Source organism: Paenibacillus timonensis, from assembly GCF_022427145.1.
Lineage (GTDB): Bacteria > Bacillota > Bacilli > Paenibacillales > Paenibacillaceae > Fontibacillus > Fontibacillus timonensis.
This window is the reverse complement of record NZ_JAKSXN010000082.1, coordinates 1-19,507: the sequence shown is the minus strand read 5'-3', so window position 1 is coordinate 19,507 and position 19,507 is coordinate 1. Positions and strand designations below refer to the sequence as shown.

19 protein-coding genes are annotated in these 19,507 nt (G+C 57.3%); 10 read left to right on the top strand and 9 right to left on the bottom strand.

From position 1 onward, the window contains the following. Positions 1-1,068: glycosyltransferase family 4 protein (locus MJ257_RS22565; RefSeq protein ID WP_240271368.1), on the bottom strand; the 1,068-nt coding region annotated here is incomplete at its 3' end. A 212-nt stretch (positions 1,069-1,280) separates the two neighbouring features. Between MJ257_RS22565 and MJ257_RS22560 the strand changes: the two genes are divergently transcribed. Continuing rightward, on the top strand, positions 1,281-2,366 hold the full coding sequence (locus tag MJ257_RS22560) for a YhcN/YlaJ family sporulation lipoprotein (RefSeq protein ID WP_240271367.1): 1,086 nt from the start codon (positions 1,281-1,283) through the stop codon (positions 2,364-2,366). A gap of 88 nt (positions 2,367-2,454) precedes the next feature. On the opposite strand, the gene nagA is transcribed toward MJ257_RS22560, so the two are convergent. From nagA to MJ257_RS22545, 3 genes are read right to left on the bottom strand one after another with little or no spacing between them, the layout of a single operon-like run. Next, positions 2,455-3,645 carry an N-acetylglucosamine-6-phosphate deacetylase gene (gene nagA, locus MJ257_RS22555; RefSeq protein WP_240271366.1) on the bottom strand — a complete coding sequence of 397 codons (1,191 nt, stop codon included), beginning with the start codon at positions 3,643-3,645 and terminating at the stop codon, positions 2,455-2,457. Next, positions 3,645-4,373 carry a glucosamine-6-phosphate deaminase gene (gene nagB, locus MJ257_RS22550; protein ID WP_240271365.1) on the bottom strand — a complete coding sequence of 243 codons (729 nt, stop codon included), beginning with the start codon at positions 4,371-4,373 and terminating at the stop codon, positions 3,645-3,647. The genes nagA and nagB overlap by 1 nt, the downstream gene beginning before the upstream one ends. Further along, a complete protein-coding gene (locus MJ257_RS22545; protein WP_240271364.1) occupies positions 4,373-5,236 on the bottom strand; it encodes a MurR/RpiR family transcriptional regulator in 864 nt (287 codons plus the stop codon). The genes nagB and MJ257_RS22545 overlap by 1 nt, the downstream gene beginning before the upstream one ends. Before the next feature lie 301 nt (positions 5,237-5,537). Between MJ257_RS22545 and MJ257_RS22540 the strand changes: the two genes are divergently transcribed. Continuing rightward, positions 5,538-5,906 carry a MarR family winged helix-turn-helix transcriptional regulator gene (locus MJ257_RS22540; protein ID WP_240271363.1) on the top strand — a complete coding sequence of 123 codons (369 nt, stop codon included), beginning with the start codon at positions 5,538-5,540 and terminating at the stop codon, positions 5,904-5,906. A gap of 75 nt (positions 5,907-5,981) precedes the next feature. Here the strand turns inward: MJ257_RS22540 and MJ257_RS22535 are convergent, their stop codons facing one another. Genes MJ257_RS22535 through efeO form a run of 3 tightly spaced genes read right to left on the bottom strand, consistent with a single transcriptional unit; the run spans position 5,982 to position 10,108 of the window. Then, complete coding sequence (locus MJ257_RS22535; protein ID WP_240271362.1) at positions 5,982-7,832, bottom strand: FTR1 family iron permease; 1,851 nt, start codon at positions 7,830-7,832, stop codon at positions 5,982-5,984. Positions 7,833-7,851: 19 nt separating this feature from the next. Continuing rightward, positions 7,852-9,195, bottom strand: a complete 1,344-nt coding sequence (gene efeB, locus MJ257_RS22530; protein WP_240271361.1) for an iron uptake transporter deferrochelatase/peroxidase subunit — start codon at positions 9,193-9,195, stop codon at positions 7,852-7,854. Between the two features lie 4 nt (positions 9,196-9,199). Then, positions 9,200-10,108 (bottom strand): iron uptake system protein EfeO, encoded by a 909-nt coding sequence (gene efeO, locus MJ257_RS22525; protein WP_240271360.1) that lies wholly within the window; start codon positions 10,106-10,108, stop codon positions 9,200-9,202. A 232-nt stretch (positions 10,109-10,340) separates the two neighbouring features. Here efeO and glpK point away from each other — a divergent pair, with 232 nt between their 5' ends. From glpK to MJ257_RS22485, 8 genes are all read left to right on the top strand, one after another. Then, positions 10,341-11,831 carry a glycerol kinase GlpK gene (glpK, locus tag MJ257_RS22520; protein ID WP_240271359.1) on the top strand — a complete coding sequence of 497 codons (1,491 nt, stop codon included), beginning with the start codon at positions 10,341-10,343 and terminating at the stop codon, positions 11,829-11,831. A gap of 118 nt (positions 11,832-11,949) precedes the next feature. Further along, positions 11,950-12,174, top strand: a complete 225-nt coding sequence (locus MJ257_RS22515; protein ID WP_009225122.1) for a helix-turn-helix domain-containing protein — start codon at positions 11,950-11,952, stop codon at positions 12,172-12,174. Positions 12,175-12,324: 150 nt separating this feature from the next. After that, positions 12,325-13,890 carry an ATP-binding protein gene (locus tag MJ257_RS22510; protein ID WP_240271358.1) on the top strand — a complete coding sequence of 522 codons (1,566 nt, stop codon included), beginning with the start codon at positions 12,325-12,327 and terminating at the stop codon, positions 13,888-13,890. A 4-nt stretch (positions 13,891-13,894) separates the two neighbouring features. Further along, positions 13,895-14,596 (top strand): response regulator, encoded by a 702-nt coding sequence (locus MJ257_RS22505; RefSeq protein ID WP_240271357.1) that lies wholly within the window; start codon positions 13,895-13,897, stop codon positions 14,594-14,596. A 200-nt stretch (positions 14,597-14,796) separates the two neighbouring features. After that, on the top strand, positions 14,797-15,201 hold the full coding sequence (locus MJ257_RS22500) for a hypothetical protein (RefSeq protein ID WP_240271356.1): 405 nt from the start codon (positions 14,797-14,799) through the stop codon (positions 15,199-15,201). Next, positions 15,149-15,619 carry an NAD-binding protein gene (locus tag MJ257_RS22495; RefSeq protein ID WP_240271355.1) on the top strand — a complete coding sequence of 157 codons (471 nt, stop codon included), beginning with the start codon at positions 15,149-15,151 and terminating at the stop codon, positions 15,617-15,619. The genes MJ257_RS22500 and MJ257_RS22495 overlap by 53 nt, the downstream gene beginning before the upstream one ends. A gap of 60 nt (positions 15,620-15,679) precedes the next feature. Further along, positions 15,680-16,483, top strand: a complete 804-nt coding sequence (locus MJ257_RS22490) for a helix-turn-helix domain-containing protein (RefSeq protein ID WP_240271354.1) — start codon at positions 15,680-15,682, stop codon at positions 16,481-16,483. Between the two features lie 52 nt (positions 16,484-16,535). Then, on the top strand, positions 16,536-17,009 hold the full coding sequence (locus MJ257_RS22485; RefSeq protein ID WP_240271353.1) for an SRPBCC family protein: 474 nt from the start codon (positions 16,536-16,538) through the stop codon (positions 17,007-17,009). 111 nt (positions 17,010-17,120) lie between these two features. On the opposite strand, the gene MJ257_RS22480 is transcribed toward MJ257_RS22485, so the two are convergent. Together MJ257_RS22480 and MJ257_RS24930 are read right to left on the bottom strand one after the other, a co-directional pair. Beyond that, positions 17,121-18,395, bottom strand: coding sequence for an MFS transporter (locus MJ257_RS22480; protein WP_240271352.1), 1,275 nt, complete (start codon positions 18,393-18,395; stop codon positions 17,121-17,123). Between the two features lie 42 nt (positions 18,396-18,437). Continuing rightward, positions 18,438-19,343 carry an ArsR/SmtB family transcription factor gene (locus MJ257_RS24930; RefSeq protein ID WP_240271351.1) on the bottom strand — a complete coding sequence of 302 codons (906 nt, stop codon included), beginning with the start codon at positions 19,341-19,343 and terminating at the stop codon, positions 18,438-18,440. Positions 19,344-19,507 lie beyond the last annotated feature (164 nt).

Below are 19,507 nucleotides of genomic sequence, written 5' to 3'. Positions count from 1 at the left end.
GTTAACCCCTAGGCGTTTCAGCATTTGACGGAACGAATCGGCATATTGCTGCGGCGACAACCACTGGTGGATATGCCGTTGTCCTAAGCCGCGGATTTTCTCCCGCTGCGCGTGATGGTCCATCAACTCCAATGCGCCGGCGACCGCTTGGCCTACTTGCGGGTAAGCGAAAAACTTGCCGGTCTCATTATGTTTAATAAAGAGACGGACGCCATCCGAATCGGTCGTAAGAACGGGACAGCGGCAAGCCAAAGCCTCGGCGACGGCATAACCGAAGCCCTCCAGGGAAGAGGTGGAGATCAACAGCCCCCCCGAATCGCCGACTCGCGACAAATAATAGGGCATTTCCCGGTTTGGCGTATTCGGGTACAGTTTGAGGCTGGATTGAAGTCCCAACCGTCCGACGTATTGCCAAAATGCGTTTTTCGTCTCCTCGGACGGCAACTGATAATCGAGAAACATCCAAATTTCCATCTGAGGACGCTGGCGGTGCAGCGCGGCGGCAATCTCAAGGAACAGTTCCCAATTTTTGTTGGGTTCCAACCGTCCGACCCATGCGATGATCGGCACGGGGTATTTGGGCTGGACCTTGTAATGAAAATGCTGCGTGTCCAGCGGATTGGGGAACACGAATTTGGGCAACGCCGGGTAATGCAGGGAAGCCAATTCGATCAGATGGGGAGTCGGCGGCATCAGCGAGGCTTGGCAATGACGGAGGATTTCCCCTTTTCCTTCCAGAAGCGTCTGATTCGCTTGTTCCCGGTTGCCCAGGCCCTGAATCTCAAAAACAATCGGTTTCTGAAACCCGAGCCGGCGCAGCCGTCCCGGCATCCAGTAATCCGAGGTGGCGACAACCGCATCATATTGCGGCAGACGGTGAATCAATTCGGCGTCCCCCGGCTCCACCATCACGGGAATGTTCTCCAACTGGGTATTCACGAGCCCGGACCCGGGTCGTAAATACAGAATATGGCCCTCGATGCCATGGCTCTTCAGTACATTGCAACGCAAGCGGTTTAATGTCTCCACCCCTCCGCTCGGAACATAAAACGTAAACAGTACTTTCATGGGCTAGCACCCCTTGAAGTTATTGAGCGTCTCAGCATTAGTTTACGCGCTGCCGGAATCGGACGTGTGGGTTGATTTCACCTGGATACCGCCCGCCTTTAGGCAGGCGGTAGGTGGGTCGCTCGGTTATGTTTACCTGTATGACGACAACGGGAATTGGCGCATGATAAGTCCTGTTTCATCATTACTTATTACGGATGGAGGATGACTACATGCGAGGAGCGAAAGTCGTTAACTTATCGTTGTCCGCAGCATTGCTTGCCGGGGTGGCTTTGGTGGCGGGTTGTGGCGACGGGAACGACAACAATAATGTGCGTACGCAAAGCTTGCGGGGCAATAACCGCAATTATGACGTCAATTCCCTGAATCAGGGCAATCGCCTGTTCTCCCGCAGCGCCGGCAACGGGCAAGACCAGCGGATTCGTTCCCTGCGCTACAGCCCCGCGCTGAGCAATAAAGTCGCACAGCTTCGCGATGTTCAAACGGCACATGTCGTTGTTACCGACCGTGATGCTTATGTCGGTGTTACGCTCCACGGAAATAATACGACAGGCCGCACTACCGCATATGGGATGCAACGTCCGAACGGAATCGGTCTTGGGACAACCAATGTCGGCGGACCTTACGGCGGGGACTACGGAACCCGCGGCGCCGGGGACAACGGATTGGCTCGCGGCACCGGTCGCACCGGTATGGGAGACGGCCTCTTCGGACGCGGCGGTTTGTTCGGGGCGGATAATTATGCCCGTAGCGGCAACGGCTCCATGCTGGGGACCGGGACGACCGGCAACCGCTTCGGATCGATGTATCCCGGGGGCGGCATGGGAATGTCCAGCGTAAACCGCGGAACAGGCACGGGGACTTCGGCTTATGGAACCGGCACGAATAACGGGATGATGAACAACACCCCTTCGGGTTATACCACAGGGAACGGCGCCTTAGGAGCGGGGACCGATAACGTATCCCAAGACGTCAAAAACCGGATAGAGGCTGCCATTAAGCAGACGGCGCCCCATATCCGCAACGTATATGTGTCCGGCGACTCCGACTTCGTCTCCCGGATCGGTGATTACGGGACGCAATCCCGGGGCGGCGGAACGCTGAACAACTTCATCAGCGATTTCGAAACGATGATCAATCGCGTGTTTCCCGGACGGACGGGAACGATGACCGGCCCTAACGGCTATGCGCCTACAGGTCCGAATGCCGGCATGGGCAACGGAACCGGAACCATGGGCACAACCGGTACGGGCGCACGCGGCACAAATGCCGGCTTCACCGGGGGAACGACCCGCTAAAGGCGGCTCATAGCGATAACGAAAAAGCGCGAGAAGCAGGACTGAATCCCTGCGGCTCGCGCTTTATCTTGTGAATGGAGTGGTTCGTTTATTCGTTTTCGCGGATCGAACGCCCTTTGACCCATACCCGCTGCAGTTCCAATTCCCGGTCAACCAGCAACAGGTCCGCCTGCTTCCCGGTCTCCACCGAGCCGGTCAAATGGTCGATGCGGATCAGCTTCGCCGGATTGCCGCTGGCGGCCTCAGATGCGCGCTCCACCGACAGCCCGACCTCGCGTACGAGATGGTGGAAACCGCGGATCATCGTCAGCGTGCTTCCGGCCAACGTGCCTTCGCTGTCGCGCAGCGTACAGACATTATCCTTCACGACGACAGGCAGGTCGCCGAGCATGTAGTCCCCGTTGCCGAGACCTGCTGCCGACATCGCGTCGGTGATGAGGATCAGGTTGCTGCCGGTTTTAACGCTGGCCAACAGCCGGATCGCCGCATGATGGACGTGAATGCCGTCGGCGATGATTTCCGCGCTGATGCCCGGCGTGCTCAGGATGGCGCCGGCGGTGCCCGGTTTGCGATGATGCAGCGGCGTCATGGCGTTAAACATATGGACGGAGTGGTTTAACCCAACCTCGTAAGCCGCCATGATTTCTTCGTAAGTAGCATCGGTATGGCCCGCGGCCGCTACGATGCCCTGCTTCCGCAAATAGCGGATCAGCTCGTGCGCTCCTTCCCGTTCGGGCGCGAACGTCACTTGCTTGATCAATCCCGGATATTGCCGGTCCCAAGCTTCGACCCATTCCCGATTCGGCGGGACGATGTGCTCGGGGTTTTGGGCACCGGGCCATTTTGGGCTGATGAACGGCCCTTCCAGGTGGACGCCGACCAATTGGGCGTAAGGCATCTCGCCGGACATATATTGATGGACTTCCGCCAACACGTTGTCGATCATCGCTTTCGGCAGAGTCATCGTCGTAGCGAGCATGGAGGTAGTGCCTTGGCTGCAATGCAGTTTGGTAATGGCGTCCAAACCTGGCTTGCTGGGTTGCGAGAAATCCTCCAGCATGCCGCCGTGCACATGCACGTCGATAAAGCCGGGCAGCACGTAGCTGCCTCCCGCATCGATCGTCTCGACGTCCGAGGCGTGAGCTCCCGGCAAGCCGGCGGCCGTGCCGACGTAAGTGATTACCCCGTCTTCAACCGCGACTGCGCCGTCGCGGAACGTTCCGCGCGGGGTAACCACTTCGGCGTGAACGAGGTGGAATGATCGTCCGTTTCCGCTCATCACAGGAATCTCCCCGCAGCCTGGTCAACGACAACGACCACGTTGGAATGGGTTTGCAGCAGCGATGCCGGACATTGGGTCGTAATCGGCCCTTGCAACGCTTTGGCGATGATTTCCGCCTTGTCTTCGCCTTTGGCCATCAGCAGGATTTGCTTGGCCTGCAGGATCGAACCGATCCCCATCGTCAGCGCGTGAGTGGGCACCTCGTCGATGGAATTGAAGAATCGCGCGTTCGCCAGCCGGGTCCGTTCTTCCAGTTTCACGACATGCGGCGGCCCCGTAAGCTCTTCGCCGGGCTCGTTAAAGCCGATATGGCCGTTATGGCCGAGACCCAGCAATTGCAAATCGATTTGACCGGCTTCGTCCAGCAGCTTCGCGTAATCCTTGGCGGCTTGCTCGGGATCCGCAGCGTTTCCGGATGGCACATGCGTATTTTCGGGCACAATATCGATATGGTTAAACAGCTTCTCGTCCATGAAACGGCGGTAGCTCTCCGGATGGTCTGCCGGCAATCCGATGTATTCGTCCAGGTTGTAGCTGCTGGCCTGCTTGAAGCTGACGCTGCCTTCCTTATAGAGCTCGATCAGCTTCTCGTACACCCCGACCGGCGTGCTGCCCGTAGCCAGACCCAAGATCGCCCGCGGATTGGATTGGAGGAGGCTGGCGATGATGCCCGCCCCGGTTTCATTGAACTGCTGCTCGCTGCTTGTTTTGATGATATTCAGCATTAGTGTTGACCTCCTTGGATTTTTCGGTAAATTTGAACGTTCTGATACGAGCTTTCCAGCTTCGGAATGAAGTCCTGGAATTCCAGGCTGACCATCCCCGTAAACAAAATATCGATGACGTGCAGCTGCGCGATCCGCGAGGCCATATCGCCCCGGCGCATGCCTTCCTCCAACGAGGAGGAGAATAAAGAGATCTCCGCCAGCGAAGCGAGGGGGTTGCTGCTGTACTGCGTGAGCGACAGCGTGGTCGCGCCGCTGTCCTTGGCGCAACGCAGGGCGTCGATCGTTTCGGGCGTTTCGCCCGAATAAGAGATTGCCAGCGCCACGTCGCCTTCGCCGAGCGAGGAAGCCGAGGTGATCTGCATATGCGAGTCGGCGAAGGCGGTGCAGTTCTTGCCGATGCGGACCAGCTTCTGATAGAAGTCCTGGGCCACGATCGAGGAGGTCGCAACGCCATAAAGATCAATGCGCTTGGCGCGGCATAACGCCTCGACGGCGCGGGACAGCTGATTCATGTCCAGCAGCCGGGTCGTGTCGGTAATGGAGGCCACATGGTTGGCTTCCATCGCATCGACGATTTTTTGCAGGTCGTTGCCGGCGATGATGTCTTGGTAGTGGTTCTCTGCGGGCTTGTGGGCCAGCTCGGATGCCAGCTTCATTTTGAAATCGGGGAATCCTTTAAAGTGAAAGGTTTTGCAGAACCTTGTTACCGTCGAGGGGCTGATCCCGCACGCGTTCGCCAGCTCCGTGATTCCTTGATGAACGACGGAGGCCGGCGCCTCCAAAATGTATTCGCCCAGCTTGCGCTCCTGCGGCGGCAACGTCTCCAGATGGCTGGACACGGCATGCAGTATGGGGGTCATAGGTAAGTTCCTCCCTTGGGAAGTACGGCCTTTCGATTCGCTCTTTGCGAAAATTATTTTTATAAACTCTGTGTAAACTGTGAAAATTATTTTGATTTTACGGTTTCATCATAAAGGATTTCGATGGCTTTTTCAAGTAGGTTACCCGCCAATTGGCGACAGATTCCTTGAATTTTCGGGACTCGCATAATAAACTAAACGGTAGGGTTATTTATCGGAGAGAGGAATGGTTTGGTTGTCCTTTGATCTCGACAATTACATAGATCGGATCGAATCGGTATGGTCCAGTTCGTTTCGGAAAATGAAAAGCGATTTAATGCACCATCATGAGCTGGGTTTAACCGGTCCGCAATTTCACATGCTGACGCTGATTGCCCGGAAGAAAACCTGCAATGTCAGCTATTTGGCCGAAAAGCTTGAGGTGAAGCCCAGCGCGATCACGGTCATGATCGACCGGCTTGTCCAAAGCGGTTACGTCGAGCGGCGGCATGACGAGCAGGATCGGAGGGCCGTGTTATTGTCGGTCACCGAGCGCGGAGCCGAGGTGCTCGGGGAAGCCCGGAAGAAGTCGCGGGAAGTGTTGAAAACGCATTTATCAGTACTAAGCCAGCAGGAGCTGGAGATGATGATCACGATTTTGGAGAAGCTCTCCAAGAATTATAGACCTTGAAGCAAGCAGGAATCTTGGCACAACGAAGAACCGCGGGGGAAGTTCCCCGCGGTTCTTCGTATTTATCGGCGTCGTTTACATGGGCAATGCCGACCGCTTTCCGCGGTATTCCGTGACAGTCAGCCGCGCCACAATGAACAGAAGGAATAAGCCCTGGGGCGCAAAGGTTTCCCATGTCGGGTACGCGCCGAGCCATCCCGCCTCCGGGAGCCATGCCGCGCGGTGCACCGGGAGCAAACCGGCCACTTGGAGGGCATGGAGGCTTTCGCCCAAAAAGCGGATGACCAGATAATAAATGAACAAAGATGCGATAAGCATGAAGGGCTTGATCGGCAGCTTGACGCTAAAGCGGATGACGACGTAACCCAATATGGCCAAAGCGGCCGATGCCCCAAGCATGCCGGTCAATAACTGTCCCGGTTCGATCGACGGAGCCATCCCGATATAAAAGACGGCGGTTTCCGCGCCTTCCCGCAAAATGGCCAGCCCCGACAAGGCGAACAGGGACCAAAGGCTTCCGCGGCGGAGCGCTCCTCCGACCTGCTTGGCGATGTAATCGTTCCAGGCTTGGGCGTTGGACTTGCCGTGCAGGAAATGCCCGACCGCCAGCATCATCACCACGGCCACCAAACCGATGATTCCCTCGAATAACTCACGCGTGCTTCCCGAGGCGGCTTTGGCGATCAAATAGGTAAGGGCCAAGGCTAAACCGGCCGATAATACAAGTCCGGTGCCGGCTCCGGCCCAGATCCAGCGTCGGGCTGCCGACTGATTCGCCCGCTTGGCGAAGGCGAGCAGGGCAGCCAACACGAGAAGGGCTTCCAGGCCCTCCCGAAGCAGAACAAGCGCCGCATCCCAGGCACTGTAAGAGGTTTTGGCCGTTACCGGCTCCAAATCCGCCAACATTTGGCCGATGACCCGTCCGGCCTGTGCCAGGTCGGGCGGATTGGACAGCAGGTAACTTTGCGCTTCGGTCATCCGATTTTCCGTCGAGGCATAAACAGAGGCGGAAGAAATTGACACTTCGCCTTCAACCGCGGGCCACAGCACGATGAATTCCTCAATTTTTCCGGCGGCCGTTTCCCCATTGCCGGCATCGATCGCATTGCCGGCTTCCCTGAGCAGGCCCAAGGCGTCCGCCAGACTGCCGGTTTCGCCTTGAGCGGCTTCGTCCAATCGTCCGTCGATGTAATTTTGCAGCAGGGCGGAGAGGCTGTGCAATTGCTCGGCGGCTTGCTCCGGTTTGGGCGGCTGGGCCTGCAAAGCGACGCGTACCAAACTCATGTGGGTTTCCGCTTTGCTGTACACGCCGAAATTACCGCTGCGAATCGCCCCTTCCATTTGCCCCCAACCGTCCGTAATCGCTTTATATCGGTTTTGCGCTTCGGTGAGGTCGTCGCGATTTATTGCTTCGAGCGTCCGGTCCGCCATCTCGCGGAGCTGAAGGGCCGCTTTTTTGCCCGATGCCGCAGCGTCCGTCCGCTCGCTGTTATCGCTCATCCATTGATGAACCTGTTTCGCTAACGCGGACAACTGCTGCTTGGCCCGATCGGCCTCTTGAAGCTTGATCGCTTTTACGGCCTCCTCCAGCGCTGCCGAGATTCCGGAAGCCGCGTCGCCGGAAGGGGCCGGATCCAAGTTGCTCCATGCGGTTCCGAAGTCCGACAGCTCGGCGGCGGCACGATCCCAATGGCCGGCCCCTACCTCCACGAGCGCGCCTCCGACCAGCGGGAGCAAGGACTCGGCCTGTTCCGTTTTGGCGGCTTGGCTGTCCTCGGCGGCGGCCGTCCCCGGCGTCAGTCCCGCGAAGGCCAACAGGATGGCGAGCAGCAACCAGACGAGTGGCCGGGGGAGGCGGAATAAAAGAGACCGGGCAGCGCTAGTTCGGGCGGGGCTTTCCGGCCATGCATTCGCGTATTGGAACATCAATGAGAAACTCCTTCCTCTATAGCAACGTATCTCCGATATATCCGCCTTCCCGAACTCCGGGAAAACAAGCGAATACGGCGCTGCCGACATGAAGAATGTATTCGTTTAGTTTGTCGCTTTGCGCCAGCGTTTGCTGCATCGGGACGAACTGCTTCTGCAGGTCTCTTTGATAGCTGATGAAGATCAATCCGGCATCGAACTGCCCGGTTCGGGCATCCAAGCCGCCTGAATAGGAATAGCCGCGCCGCAAAATTCGGATCTTTCCGTTCATATGCGCGAGACGAGCATGGGCGTTCATGGGGATGACGGGTTGCCCGGCGACATCCTTGGCGTCCAGGTTCAACGGCGCGAATTCGTCCACTAAACCGAGGGGAGCGCCGGAGCTGCGATGCCGGCCGAAGGTTTGCTCCTGGTCGGCGAGCGAGGAGCGGTCCCACACTTCGATTCGCATCCGGATCCGGCGTACGGCCAAATAGCTGCCGTCTTGCATCCATCCGGCCCCGTCGCCCGGCTGAACCCAAACGGTATCCTTCATTGCCTGTTCGTCGGCGATATCGGGATTCCCCGTTCCGTCCTTGAAACCCATGAGATTGCGGGGCGTTCCGCCGGCGGGATCCGCCGTGCCGGTACGTTGAAAACCTTCCTGCATCCAACGCAAGACCGCGGTGCCGCGCGCGATTCGTGCCAAGTTTCGTACGGCGTGGAACGCCACCTGCAGATCGTCGGCGCAGACCTGCACCGCCAGATCGCCGCCAGACCATTCCGGTTGCAGCGCGTCGCCGCGGAAGGCGGGCAAATCGGCGAAGGAGGCTGGACGTTTGCCGGACAAACCGAATCGACCGTCGAAAAAAGACGGTCCGACCCCGAAGGTCAACGTCAGCCTGGACGCGGATAACCCCGCGGCCTCGCCGGTATCGGACGGAGGCAGATTCAGGGTGTCGTTATGGCTGCCGATCATCGCGCCTTCGCTCATCCCGGCTGCGGCGACCGTCCATTCCCGGAACAACTTGCGCACGTCCGACAATGAGGAGCGCGTCAGATCGAAAGCGGCGAGCACGAGGAAATTTTGCGCCGGCGTCACGATGCCGGCTTGATGTTTTCCGTAGAAAGGAACCCGTGTCCCCGAAGGGGCAGAAGAGTTCGAGGTATTACGGGAGGGGGCCAACGCTTCCTTAGCCGCGATCAACCCATAAGCACCACCTCCGCCAAGCAGGAGGCCCAGGCCCCCCATACCAGCAAGCTTAAGCACTTCACGGCGGCTAATCCGTTCGTTCAGCAACCTGCTTCCATTCTCCGGCAAGGAAGTAGATGTCGGATTGCCGTTTCGTTGTTGCCAAGGTTCGGATTTCGTCTTGCGCATGCCGTTAAACTCCCAACAGCTTGCCCATATTGGACAGCGGTTCGGCCAAGGCGTCCAGATTTTGGCTAAGCGCCCGGACATCCTCTTCCGAAAGCTCGTCGTACCCGACGTAGCCGTCGCCGCTTTTGAACGGGGCAAGCTCCTTCTCCAACGCGTCAAAGCGTTCCGCGATCTGTTTATCCAGCTCGCTGTCCTTGTTTGCGAGTTGAGGGGACAACAGCTCGTATATTTTCTTTGCTCCCTCCACGTTCGCGGCAAAATCATACAGATCCGTCCGGGAGTAACGTTCCTCTTCCCCCGTGACTTTGGAGGTCGATACTTCGTTAAGCAGCTCCACGGCCCCCGTGACAAGCAGAGAAGCCTGGATATCAACCGTTTCCACCAAGGCCCGCAACTGTTTGGCGTCGTTCAACAAGCGATCGGCATATTCCTGCTGTCCGGCGGTTGACCCATCTTCCCACAACGCTTTCTCGATCCGATGAAAACCCCGCCACTCGGAGGGATCGACGTCCCCGTCGCGAGCATCAATATTCGGGTCAAGATCGCCAAGCGCTTCGGCAATCGGCTCGATGCGCTCGTAGTGCATGCGCGCCGGTGCGTATAGGGCTTTGGCCGTTTCGAGGTCGCCGCCGTTCACGGCCTCCGCGAATTTGCCGGTCTCGGTTACGAATGCGTCGCATTCCCGAATGACGTATTCCCGGTACTGGTCGATGGCGGACCGGAAATCCGCTTCGTCGACAGAATCACCGCTGTTTCCTCCGTTTGCGGAGGGACGGGCATTGGCGCTCTCCTGGGCCGTGGCCGTCGCGGCATTGCCGGTCTCCGCGGCCGAACCGTTTCCGCAGGCCGTCAACAGCAAAGCGGCCGACAGCAGCAGGGCGGTAGGAGTTATGTAACGATATTTTGGATTCATGAAAGCCTCCTTAACGATGTGCGATAACCTTCTCGTCCATGTCTTCACATAAATGATAATGATTATCACTTTCAACAAACATCATAAGCCGAAGCCTTTTCTCCGTCAATAAAAATTTGAGATCTCAAATTTGAACGAATGGAGGGGGCGGAGATGGCGCTGCGCATGCCTGCGGGTTATGATAGGGGGAGGATTGTAAGCGTTATTTCTACAACCGAAACGGGGGAAATCCATGGAAAAATATATTTTGGCCTTGGATCAAGGCACGACGAGCTCGCGGGCGATCTTGTTCAATCGGCAGGGGGACATTGTCCACTCGGCGCAGCGGGAGTTTCCGCAGTATTTTCCCGAACCCGGCTGGGTGGAGCAACATCCGAACGAAATTTGGGGCTCCATTCTGTCCGTTATCGCCTCCTGCCTGTCGGAATCCGGAATTAAGCCGAGACAGGTCGCCGGCATCGGCATTACGAACCAACGGGAAACGACGGTCGTCTGGGAGAAAGAAAGCGGCAACCCGATTTATCCGGCGATCGTCTGGCAATCCCGGCAAACGGCCTCGATCTGCGAGGAGCTGCGCGAGGCGGGCCATGACGCCTTATTCCGGGCCAAGACCGGTTTGCTGCTCGATCCATATTTCTCCGGAACCAAGGTCAAATGGATCCTCGACCATGTCGCAGGCTCGCGGGAACGGGCTGCGAACGGGGAATTGCTGTTCGGCACCATCGATACATGGTTGATCTGGAAGCTTTCCGGCGGACGCCTGCATGTGACGGACTATTCTAACGCCTCGCGGACGCTGATGTACAACATCCACGAGCTGACCTGGGATGACGAGCTGCTCGCGCTCTTGGACATCCCGAAAGCGATGCTGCCCGAGGTCAAATCCTCCTCCGAGGTGTACGGCACGACGATTCCGTATCATTTCTTTGGGGAGGAGGTGCCGATCGCGGGGGCGGCCGGGGACCAGCAAGCGGCGTTGTTCGGGCAGGCCTGCTTCCGGCCGGGGATGGTCAAAACGACCTATGGTACCGGCTGCTTCATGCTCATGAATACCGGCAGCACTCCCGTCGTGTCCGAGCACGGGCTGATCACCTCTTTGGCCTGGGGACTGAACGGGAAGGTGGAATACGCGCTGGAGGGCAGCATTTTCGTATCGGGATCGGCCATCCAGTGGTTGCGCGACGGGCTGCGTTTATTCCGTGACGCGAAGGACAGCGAGACGTATGCGTCGCGCGTCGCCTCGACGGAAGGCGTCTACGTCGTTCCGGCTTTCGTCGGACTCGGCAGCCCGTATTGGGACAGCGAGGTTCGCGGGGCGGTATTCGGCCTGACCCGAGGCACGACGAAGGAGCATTTCATCCGGGCCACGCTGGAGGCGCTGGCCTACCAGACCAAAGACGTCCTTGGCGCGATGGAGCAGGATTCCGGATACGCCGTCCAGTCCATGCAGGTGGATGGAGGGGCGGTCTCGAACGGATTCTTGATGCAGTTCCAAAGCGACATTCTCGGCGTTCCCGTAGAACGTCCGGCGATCGGCGAAACGACGGCGCTGGGCGCGGCTTTTTTGGCGGGTCTGGCGGTAGGCTACTGGAGCCATCTGGATGACATTGCCTTGTGCAAACGGCTGGAGCACCGCTTCGAACCGTCCATGCCTCAGCCGAGGCGGGAAGCGCTCTACCAAGGCTGGCTGAAGGCGGTTCATGCCGCAATGGCCTTCAAATAACGGACCGCCCATTTCTTTGCGGTACCGCACCATTAACCCTGTTCTTTCATAAGATGTGTTGACTGTATCCCTGAACCTTGTTAAACCACAAAACCCGAGCAAGGAGGGGTGACGCATTTTGAAGAGCAGCGATCGTAACAGCAAATTTCTGTTAACTCATCGTGAACGGGAGGTCTTCGAGCTTCTCGTGCAGGATAAAACGACGCGCGACATTGCCGGGCAACTGTTTATCAGTGAGAAAACCGTCCGTAACCACATTTCCAACGTCATGCAAAAGTTGAATGTCAAAGGTCGCGCGCAGGCGGTTGTCGAGCTGATCAAGCTTGGGGAGCTGAAAATCTGACGGTAGCCTACGCGTGCGTAGAAAGCCGCAAGCCTTCTTTTTCACCCCGTAAGGGGGGGAGAGGAGGTTTTTTTGTGCATATCTCTGGATTCGCCCCATCGTTCCTCTGGATTCGAAAAATGAGGTATGATAAGAACGGGTGAAATCACAATGAAAATGCGACACGCGGCGGATGCTGCCGGGCTTGCGCCTGATACGAAATGGAGCCGTAGGAAAACGGCGGCCGCCAATTGGGCGGTCACGGTCGGCATGATCGCCATGGCGACGTTGTTGTCGCTTGGCTTCCGGTGGACCGGGATGCACGAATCGAACTTTATCATGACCTATATCCTGGGCGTATTACTGGTGGCCAGACTGACGGACGGGTATATTTACGGGATGTCGGCTTCGATTATCGGTGTCTTGGCGTTCAATTTCTTTTTTACCGAACCGTATTATACATTCATCGCCTACAGGGCCGACTACCCGGTCACCTTTGCCGTTATGTTGGCCGTCGCCGTCATGACCAGCGCTTTGACGACCCGGGCGAAGCGGGAGGCCGAGATCTCCGCGGGACGGGAGCAAAGAGCGCAGATCCTGTATCGGATCAGCCGCAGCTTGCTGGCCACGGAGAATATTTCGCAAATCGCGGAGACCGGCGTCGAGAACATCGCCAAATTGTATGGACGGATCGCCATCATGGCCACAGTCGACGAGGCGGGGCGCTTGGGGGAACCCTACGTTCATGCCGTGAACGACGCGCGGTCGGACCTGTTCCACACGCCCGGGGAAAAGCAAGCGATGGAAGCCTGCGCCTCGTCGGGTCTGGCGACCGGGTCTGGTACCGATCGTTTTCCCTCCGGCCAAGCCTACTATCTTCCGCTTCTAGGCCAAAGCGGTTGCTTCGGCGTCATCGGCATTTCTTGCACGGACCGCAGGCCGCTTTCAGGGGAGCAGAAAAAAATGCTCGAGGCCGTCTCCTCCCAACTCGCTATGGCCATGGAACGGGAAAAGTTGCTGGACATCCAGCAAAGGTCGAAGATGGAGATTGAGCGGGAGCAGCTTCGCGGGAATCTGCTCCGGGCCGTTTCGCATGATTTGAGAACCCCGCTTGCCGGGATCTTGGGGTCGGCCGCCGCGCTGCTTAACCATGACGATACGCTTGAACCGGCGGAAAAAGAGAAGTTGCTGCAGGGCATTTACGAAGACACGAGCTGGCTGATCCATTCGATCGAAAACATCCTGAGCATGACGCGGATGGACGAAGGAAACTTATCGATCCATAAAAGCATGGAAGCGGTGGAAGAGGTCGTCGGGGAAGCGATATCCCGGGTGGAGAAGCTCCTCGCGGACCACACGATTCGCGTCCGCATTCCGGACGAGCTGGTCATGCTGCCGATGGACGGAATCCTGATCGAACAGGTGCTGGTCAACCTCCTCGACAACGCGATCAAGCATACGCCGCCTGGATCGGCGATTGATATCGATGTGCAGGCTGGAAGCGACCGGGTCGTGTTTGAAGTCGCCGATAACGGATCGGGCATTCCGGAGGCGTATTTGAACTCCGTATTCGACCGCTTTTTCACGGTGGCGGAAAGCCGTTCCGAAAGAAGAGGCACCGGATTGGGACTTTCGATTTGCCGATCGATCGTTGCTGCGCACGGCGGAGACATTTCCGCGTTCAATAACGAATCCGGCGGCGCGACGTTCCGCTTCGCATTGCCCCGGAAGGAGTGAGATGATGGAAGATAAACCAGTGATCCTGGTGGTGGAGGACGATCCGCCGATCCGCAATTTTATAGGCGTTTCCCTGAAGGCGCAAGGTTACCGGTGTTTGGACACCTCAAACGGCAAAACGGGGATTTCCCTGATCTTGTCGCATAACCCGGATGTGATCGTCATCGATTTGGGGCTTCCGGACATGGACGGGATGGAGGTCATCGCCGCGGCGCGGCCGTTAACGAAAGCGGCGATCATCGTCGTGTCGGCCCGCGGGCGCGAACGGGAGAAGGTGCTCGCTCTGGACAGCGGGGCGGACGATTATTTGACCAAACCGTTCAGCGTCGCCGAACTGATGGCGCGGATCAGAGTTGCGCTGCGGCATTCCGGACAAAGGGAAGCGGTTCGCGGCGATTCGGCCGGGGAATATGCCGTCGGCGAACTGCGCCTCGACTTTGACCGTCGCCGCGTCTTCCTTGCGGACGAAGAAATTCATTTGACGCCCATCGAATTCAAGTTGATGGCGCTTTTGGCCAAGCATGCGGGGAAAGTGCTGACCCATAAATTTATCTTGGAGGAAGTCTGGGGAGCGTTAACGGGCGACGACACGCAGTCGCTGCGGGTGTTCATGGCAAATATACGCAGGAAAATCGAGCAGGATCCCGCCCGGCCAAGGTACATCCTGACGGAAGTTGGAGTAGGATACCGGCTGGTGGACGAATAGAGGAAGGGTCTGGCCCAAAATGGTTTTTGGGGCAGATCCTTCTTTTTTACGCTGAATCTTAACAAGATCTTTACGGAATGCCCCGGATTCTTAACACTGATTTTATTCCTTCCTTGTTATCATTAACTAATGTCGTTCCCCCGGCTGAGGCGGTGTCTGGCTTCGCCGGAACAGGAAAATCGACGGGAGGAGTGAACAGCATGCGGTACGATCAAGAATCCCATGCTTATGAACAATTTATAGCGGAAGCCGTGACCGCCCTCCAAACGAGGGAGTACGGAGCGGCCCTGGAGCATATCAAACGGGCGATGGAAGAAGATGTCCATGCGCCTGAGGCGCAAAATCTGCTTGGCATCCTTGCCGAAATGACAGGGGATTTAAGTTTGGCCGGCAAGCATTACCGGGCAGCCTCTGCACTAAGCCCTACGTACAAACCGGCCAGCCGGAATTTGCATCGAATTACCTCTTTGGCTTACCAGATTTGGAACACGCCGATCGACTACGGTGACAAACCGGAAGCAGAAGAACTCATCAACTGCACCATCGTTTATGATGATCACCATATCGGTCGTGTTGTCAAAAAAGGAGCGGTACGGAGCAAATGAAAAAAACGACTGCCGTCATGCGATCATCGCCGACTGCAGCAGGGTCGGGGCAGAAATCGCCTCCATACTGTCGTCCCGAGGCAAAGTTGTCGTGGTGCTCGACAACAACACGCTGTCATTTCGCAAGCTGTCGCCGGATTATAGCGGTTTTACGGTCGAAGCCGACGCGACCGAAGTCGATGCGCTGACACACGCAGGGATTGAGAAAGCCGATTTGCTGGTGGCGGCGACCAACGACGATAACACGAATATTAGGATCGCCCAGATCGCCACCAAGCTGTTTCAAGTGCCGAGGAAGGACGCTAGCGGAGTTGGAAATTCCGGAGCAAAGCATCATCGATGCATCATACGCGGCGTGAGCAGCATTATCCGCAAGGGGAAAACGCTAAAACAAGACGCGATTCGCTTTGGAATATGATATAGTAACTTCCAAGGATTAGGTTTGCTTCACAAATATCCCTCCCGAGGCGGTGTGAAATTGAAGGCGATCTCTCCCCAAAAAGCGGCGGTCCAAGCGATGATTGAACGGATCGAAGCGGAATATCACCGGGTGCTCACGCTTGAGGAGCTGGCGTCGCACGTGTCTTACAGCAAATTCCATGCCGAGCGGTTGTTCCAGCGGCGCACCGGCTTAAGCATCTCCCAATACCTCTCCCTGGTCCGCATTGAAAAAAGCAAAAACCTGTTGATAGATTCCCGGTACACCGTCTGCGAAATCAGCGCGCGGGTCGGATATGCCAGTGTCAGCACTTTTTCGCGCACGTTTAAGGAGTATGTCGGCGTCCAGCCGAACTTGTTCCGAAAAACGTACCGGGACCGGCAAATCGGCATCGTGGAGATGGCCTCCTCCCGCCTTGGCTTGTGCGAGAAACCGCCGCCGGACAACGATGGCCTTTCCGGCACGGTCACAGCCGACAGACCCGTCAAAGGACTTATTCTGATCGGCTTGTTTTCCGAACCTGTGCCGAAGGGCGCACCGGCGAGCTGCACGCTACTGCGGGAGACGGGGACGTTTACGCTGAGCGATGTAGACGACGGGCAATACTACGCGTTTGCGCTGGCATTGGAGTTCCCGTTGGTATCGGTGCAGTATTTCTCTAACACCCACGGATTGCGAGGCCGATCTCACCTGCCGGTCCTCGTGCAGCGCGGTGCGGCTCCGGAGCCGATCCGCATACATCTAAGGCCGCCGCTGGTGACCGATCCTCCCATCGCCGTCTCTCCGTTTTATCTGCTCCAGAACTTCTGGAGCAAGCGTTGGCAAATGAGCAATCCAGGATAAAAAAACCGGACAAGGTTCCTTTACAATAGAAAAAAACAAGGAGGTGCAATGCATGTCGATGGAGCCGATCGTCAAGGAGATCGCTATCGGGGCGGACTTGGAGCTGGTCTGGAGAGCCTGGTTGGAGGAGCGGCGGATTACGTTATGGTTCGCGCCGCTCGCGAACGTGGAGCCCCGAGTCGGCGGAAAATTCGAGTTGTTCTTCGATCCGTCGAACCCGGAGCGCATGGGGACGAAAGGCTGTACGATTCGCGAGTTGGAGGAACAGCGGCTGCTTGTTTTTGAGTGGAAAGGCCCGGATGATTTTGCCGAATGGATGAACCGGGAAGGGGAGCTGACCGTGGTCCGCGTCGAGTTCGCCCCGGCGGGGCCGGGGAAGACGAACCTTAAGTTGACCCACTCCGGTTGGGGCACCTCGCCGGGCTGGTCGGAAGCCAAGGAATGGCACGTAGCCGCCTGGAACCAGGTGCTCGGCAGTTTGAAAAGCGAGATCGAGTCCGGGGAAGGCGTGCTCTGCTGCCGATAGAAACACAGCGGACAGGAGTAGGGACTTTAATTCAGAGCGTAAAAACGGACACCTCCGTCCTGCCTTTTCGGCGGGTAACGGAGGTGTTTGCTGTTTTTTGGAGTAGGTAGGTTAAGCGTCAGTGTGAACAGGATTCTGTTCTGCAACGGTAACAGGGTTTAACCGGAAGGGAGTTCGGATCTCGGATATCTCCCCATCGAGCGTGCGAAGTCCGGGCAGGAGCAGCATGACGCAGGAGCTGAAGATCGGGAGCACCCCAGCGGCCAAAAACATCGTCTGCACGCCGTAATGCTCGGCAACGATGCTCCCCGCAAACGTTCCGACGGGGTATAAGGCGCCGCCAATTAGGAACCGGTTCGCATTCACCCGCCCTTGCAAGCGGCCGGGAACAAGCTTGCCATGCAGGGAAGAACTTAGCGAGCCGAAGAAGGGGCCGCAGGCGCCCGAGGCGAACAGAGCGGCTAGAGCAACCGGATAACTCTCCGTCAGTCCGAGGATGGCGTTGAAGCAACCGATGGCGGCCAAGCTGAGGACCATAACCCGTCGCCGCTGCTTGATATCGCCCAGCCAGGATATCAAACCAAGCCCCGCCAGGGAGCCTAAAGCCGTAGCGGTCGTGAAGGTCCCCATCGTCGCGGCATCCCGTTGAAGGACTTCGCTGACGAACGGAACCATCATCGTCCAAATGGCGCCTTGGCACATGTTGCTGATGGAAACCATGACCATGACGGCGAACATGGCTGGGACCTGCCTGTAAAACGAAAAGCCTTCCGCGATTTCCCGCAGATAGGTCGTAACGGAGGCTGGGGAGGCTTCGTTTTGATGCGTGCTTTTCGGCAAAAACAGCAGCATGGCGATCGCCGCCAAGTAACATGCCCCATTGATTCCCAATGCGGGCAGCGACCCGAATCCGGCCACTACGCCGCCTGCGATTGCCGGTCCGGCCAAGGCCGCCGCGTTCCGGCACCCATCGATCATGGCAAAGGCCCGGGTCAGTTTGCGGGAGCCCGCAGCTTCCGGCACGAGGGCCATGGCGGTGGGCAGGAACAACGCGGAGCAAGAACCGCTAAGTCCGGCAGCCAGGAACAAGTGCCATAGCTGCAAATGTCCGGCCATGCCGGCCATCCAGGGCAGAAGGATGGCGGTCAGCCGAACGGCGGCAAGCCCGGCCATGAGCCGATTGCGGGGCAACCGGTCGGAGAGCGGCGAACCGAGCAGCCGAATCACCAGCTCCGGGATGCCGGAAGAGAGAGCGAGTGCCCCCATCGCCAGTTTGGAGCCGGTGATTTCATACACCAGCCACTCCATGGCAAGCAAGCCAAACGCATCTCCAAAACCGCTTAAGGCGATCGTTGACAGGAGCCCGTAATAAGCGCGATGCTTCAAAATTTTCATCTCCTTATTTCGCGGTGTTTACCTCGCCTAGCTTCAGTCGCCTTCGAAATAGTCGTCGATTTGACCGGACAATCCGTTTAACGCTTCGCGGCGCAGGCTGTATTCGACGGACTTAAACTCCGAACCTTTGGCTTGGTAATGCACGATCACCAGACCCGCCGCCCGAAGCGCGATTAGATGGTAATGGATCGTGCTTTTGGAGATAGCGATCTCGCGGGTGATTTCGGTAAACGTCATTTGCTTTCCGGCGAGCAGACGGAGAATGCGAAGCCGCGTTTCATCCGACAGTGCCCGGGTTAGGCGAAGCAGTCCGGGAGCAGGATAGCCTGGGACCGGAGGAAATAAGTCGCAGGAATATTGGGTGAAGATCATCGTTTCGAAGATGCTGGAAGTCACTAAGGGGCGAGCATGGTATTGAGGAATAAGCACGACCTGGTTCAAGGTATCGCCTGGATACAATCGCATCCCGTTCGTGGCCGTTTCATAAATCTCCATGCCGCTCATTTCGCCCAATCGGGTCCTCAGGACGGACGCTTCCTGCTGCAGACCTTCGAGGATCCGGGGATCGATCGTGGAGAAGTACCGCAAATCCCATTCCCGCAAAACCTCGCAGGCCGCATCGCGAAGCTCCGTGAGATTGGCGGGGACGGATTGACTGCAGGCGGCCGAAATTTCGTACAGTTCCCCCGTCTGCAATCCCGCGAACCATTCCAAGAAACTCGTGACCGTCCGTGGACCCGGGCATTTCCAGATGTACGGGGCCAGGCTGAAATCATCCAGCCGTTTGACCGATACTTGCATTTTCTGCAGCGTCGCCGGCGCAAATTGCTCCTGAACGCCTTTTACCCAAAGTTTTCCGGCATCCATGGCTCCGTGGTTTTGTTTGGCGAAAAAGGCCGTCAGGCTTGCCACGCACTCATAAATTGGAGCAAAGTCCACTTCGACTTGATATTCCAACGGAAATCACGTTCCTTTCCATAACAGCAAATAGGAAGAGTTTATTTTGTTCTATAAATATAGAACATGTATTTTGTTTCATAATAATCGAATGCGTTAAAAAACGCAATAAAAAAACCGTCCTCAAGGGACGGTTTTTAATATGT

Excerpts from the sequence above, each read along its gene's own strand:
- MJ257_RS22560 (WP_240271367.1), top strand. The coding sequence starts at position 1,281 with ATGCGAGGAGCGAAAGTCGTTAACTTATCGTTGTCCGCAGCATTGCTT.
- nagA (WP_240271366.1), bottom strand. The coding sequence starts at position 3,645 with ATGAGCGGAAACGGACGATCATTCCACCTCGTTCACGCCGAAGTGGTT.
- nagB (WP_240271365.1), bottom strand. The coding sequence starts at position 4,373 with ATGCTGAATATCATCAAAACAAGCAGCGAGCAGCAGTTCAATGAAACC.
- MJ257_RS22545 (WP_240271364.1), bottom strand. The coding sequence starts at position 5,236 with ATGACCCCCATACTGCATGCCGTGTCCAGCCATCTGGAGACGTTGCCG.
- MJ257_RS22540 (WP_240271363.1), top strand. The coding sequence starts at position 5,538 with ATGAAAAGCGATTTAATGCACCATCATGAGCTGGGTTTAACCGGTCCG.
- MJ257_RS22535 (WP_240271362.1), bottom strand. The coding sequence starts at position 7,832 with ATGTTCCAATACGCGAATGCATGGCCGGAAAGCCCCGCCCGAACTAGC.
- efeB (WP_240271361.1), bottom strand. The coding sequence starts at position 9,195 with ATGCGCAAGACGAAATCCGAACCTTGGCAACAACGAAACGGCAATCCG.
- efeO (WP_240271360.1), bottom strand. The coding sequence starts at position 10,108 with ATGAATCCAAAATATCGTTACATAACTCCTACCGCCCTGCTGCTGTCG.
- glpK (WP_240271359.1), top strand. The coding sequence starts at position 10,341 with ATGGAAAAATATATTTTGGCCTTGGATCAAGGCACGACGAGCTCGCGG.
- MJ257_RS22510 (WP_240271358.1), top strand. The coding sequence starts at position 12,325 with ATGAAAATGCGACACGCGGCGGATGCTGCCGGGCTTGCGCCTGATACG.
- MJ257_RS22505 (WP_240271357.1), top strand. The coding sequence starts at position 13,895 with ATGGAAGATAAACCAGTGATCCTGGTGGTGGAGGACGATCCGCCGATC.
- MJ257_RS22500 (WP_240271356.1), top strand. The coding sequence starts at position 14,797 with ATGCGGTACGATCAAGAATCCCATGCTTATGAACAATTTATAGCGGAA.
- MJ257_RS22495 (WP_240271355.1), top strand. The coding sequence starts at position 15,149 with ATGATCACCATATCGGTCGTGTTGTCAAAAAAGGAGCGGTACGGAGCA.
- MJ257_RS22485 (WP_240271353.1), top strand. The coding sequence starts at position 16,536 with ATGTCGATGGAGCCGATCGTCAAGGAGATCGCTATCGGGGCGGACTTG.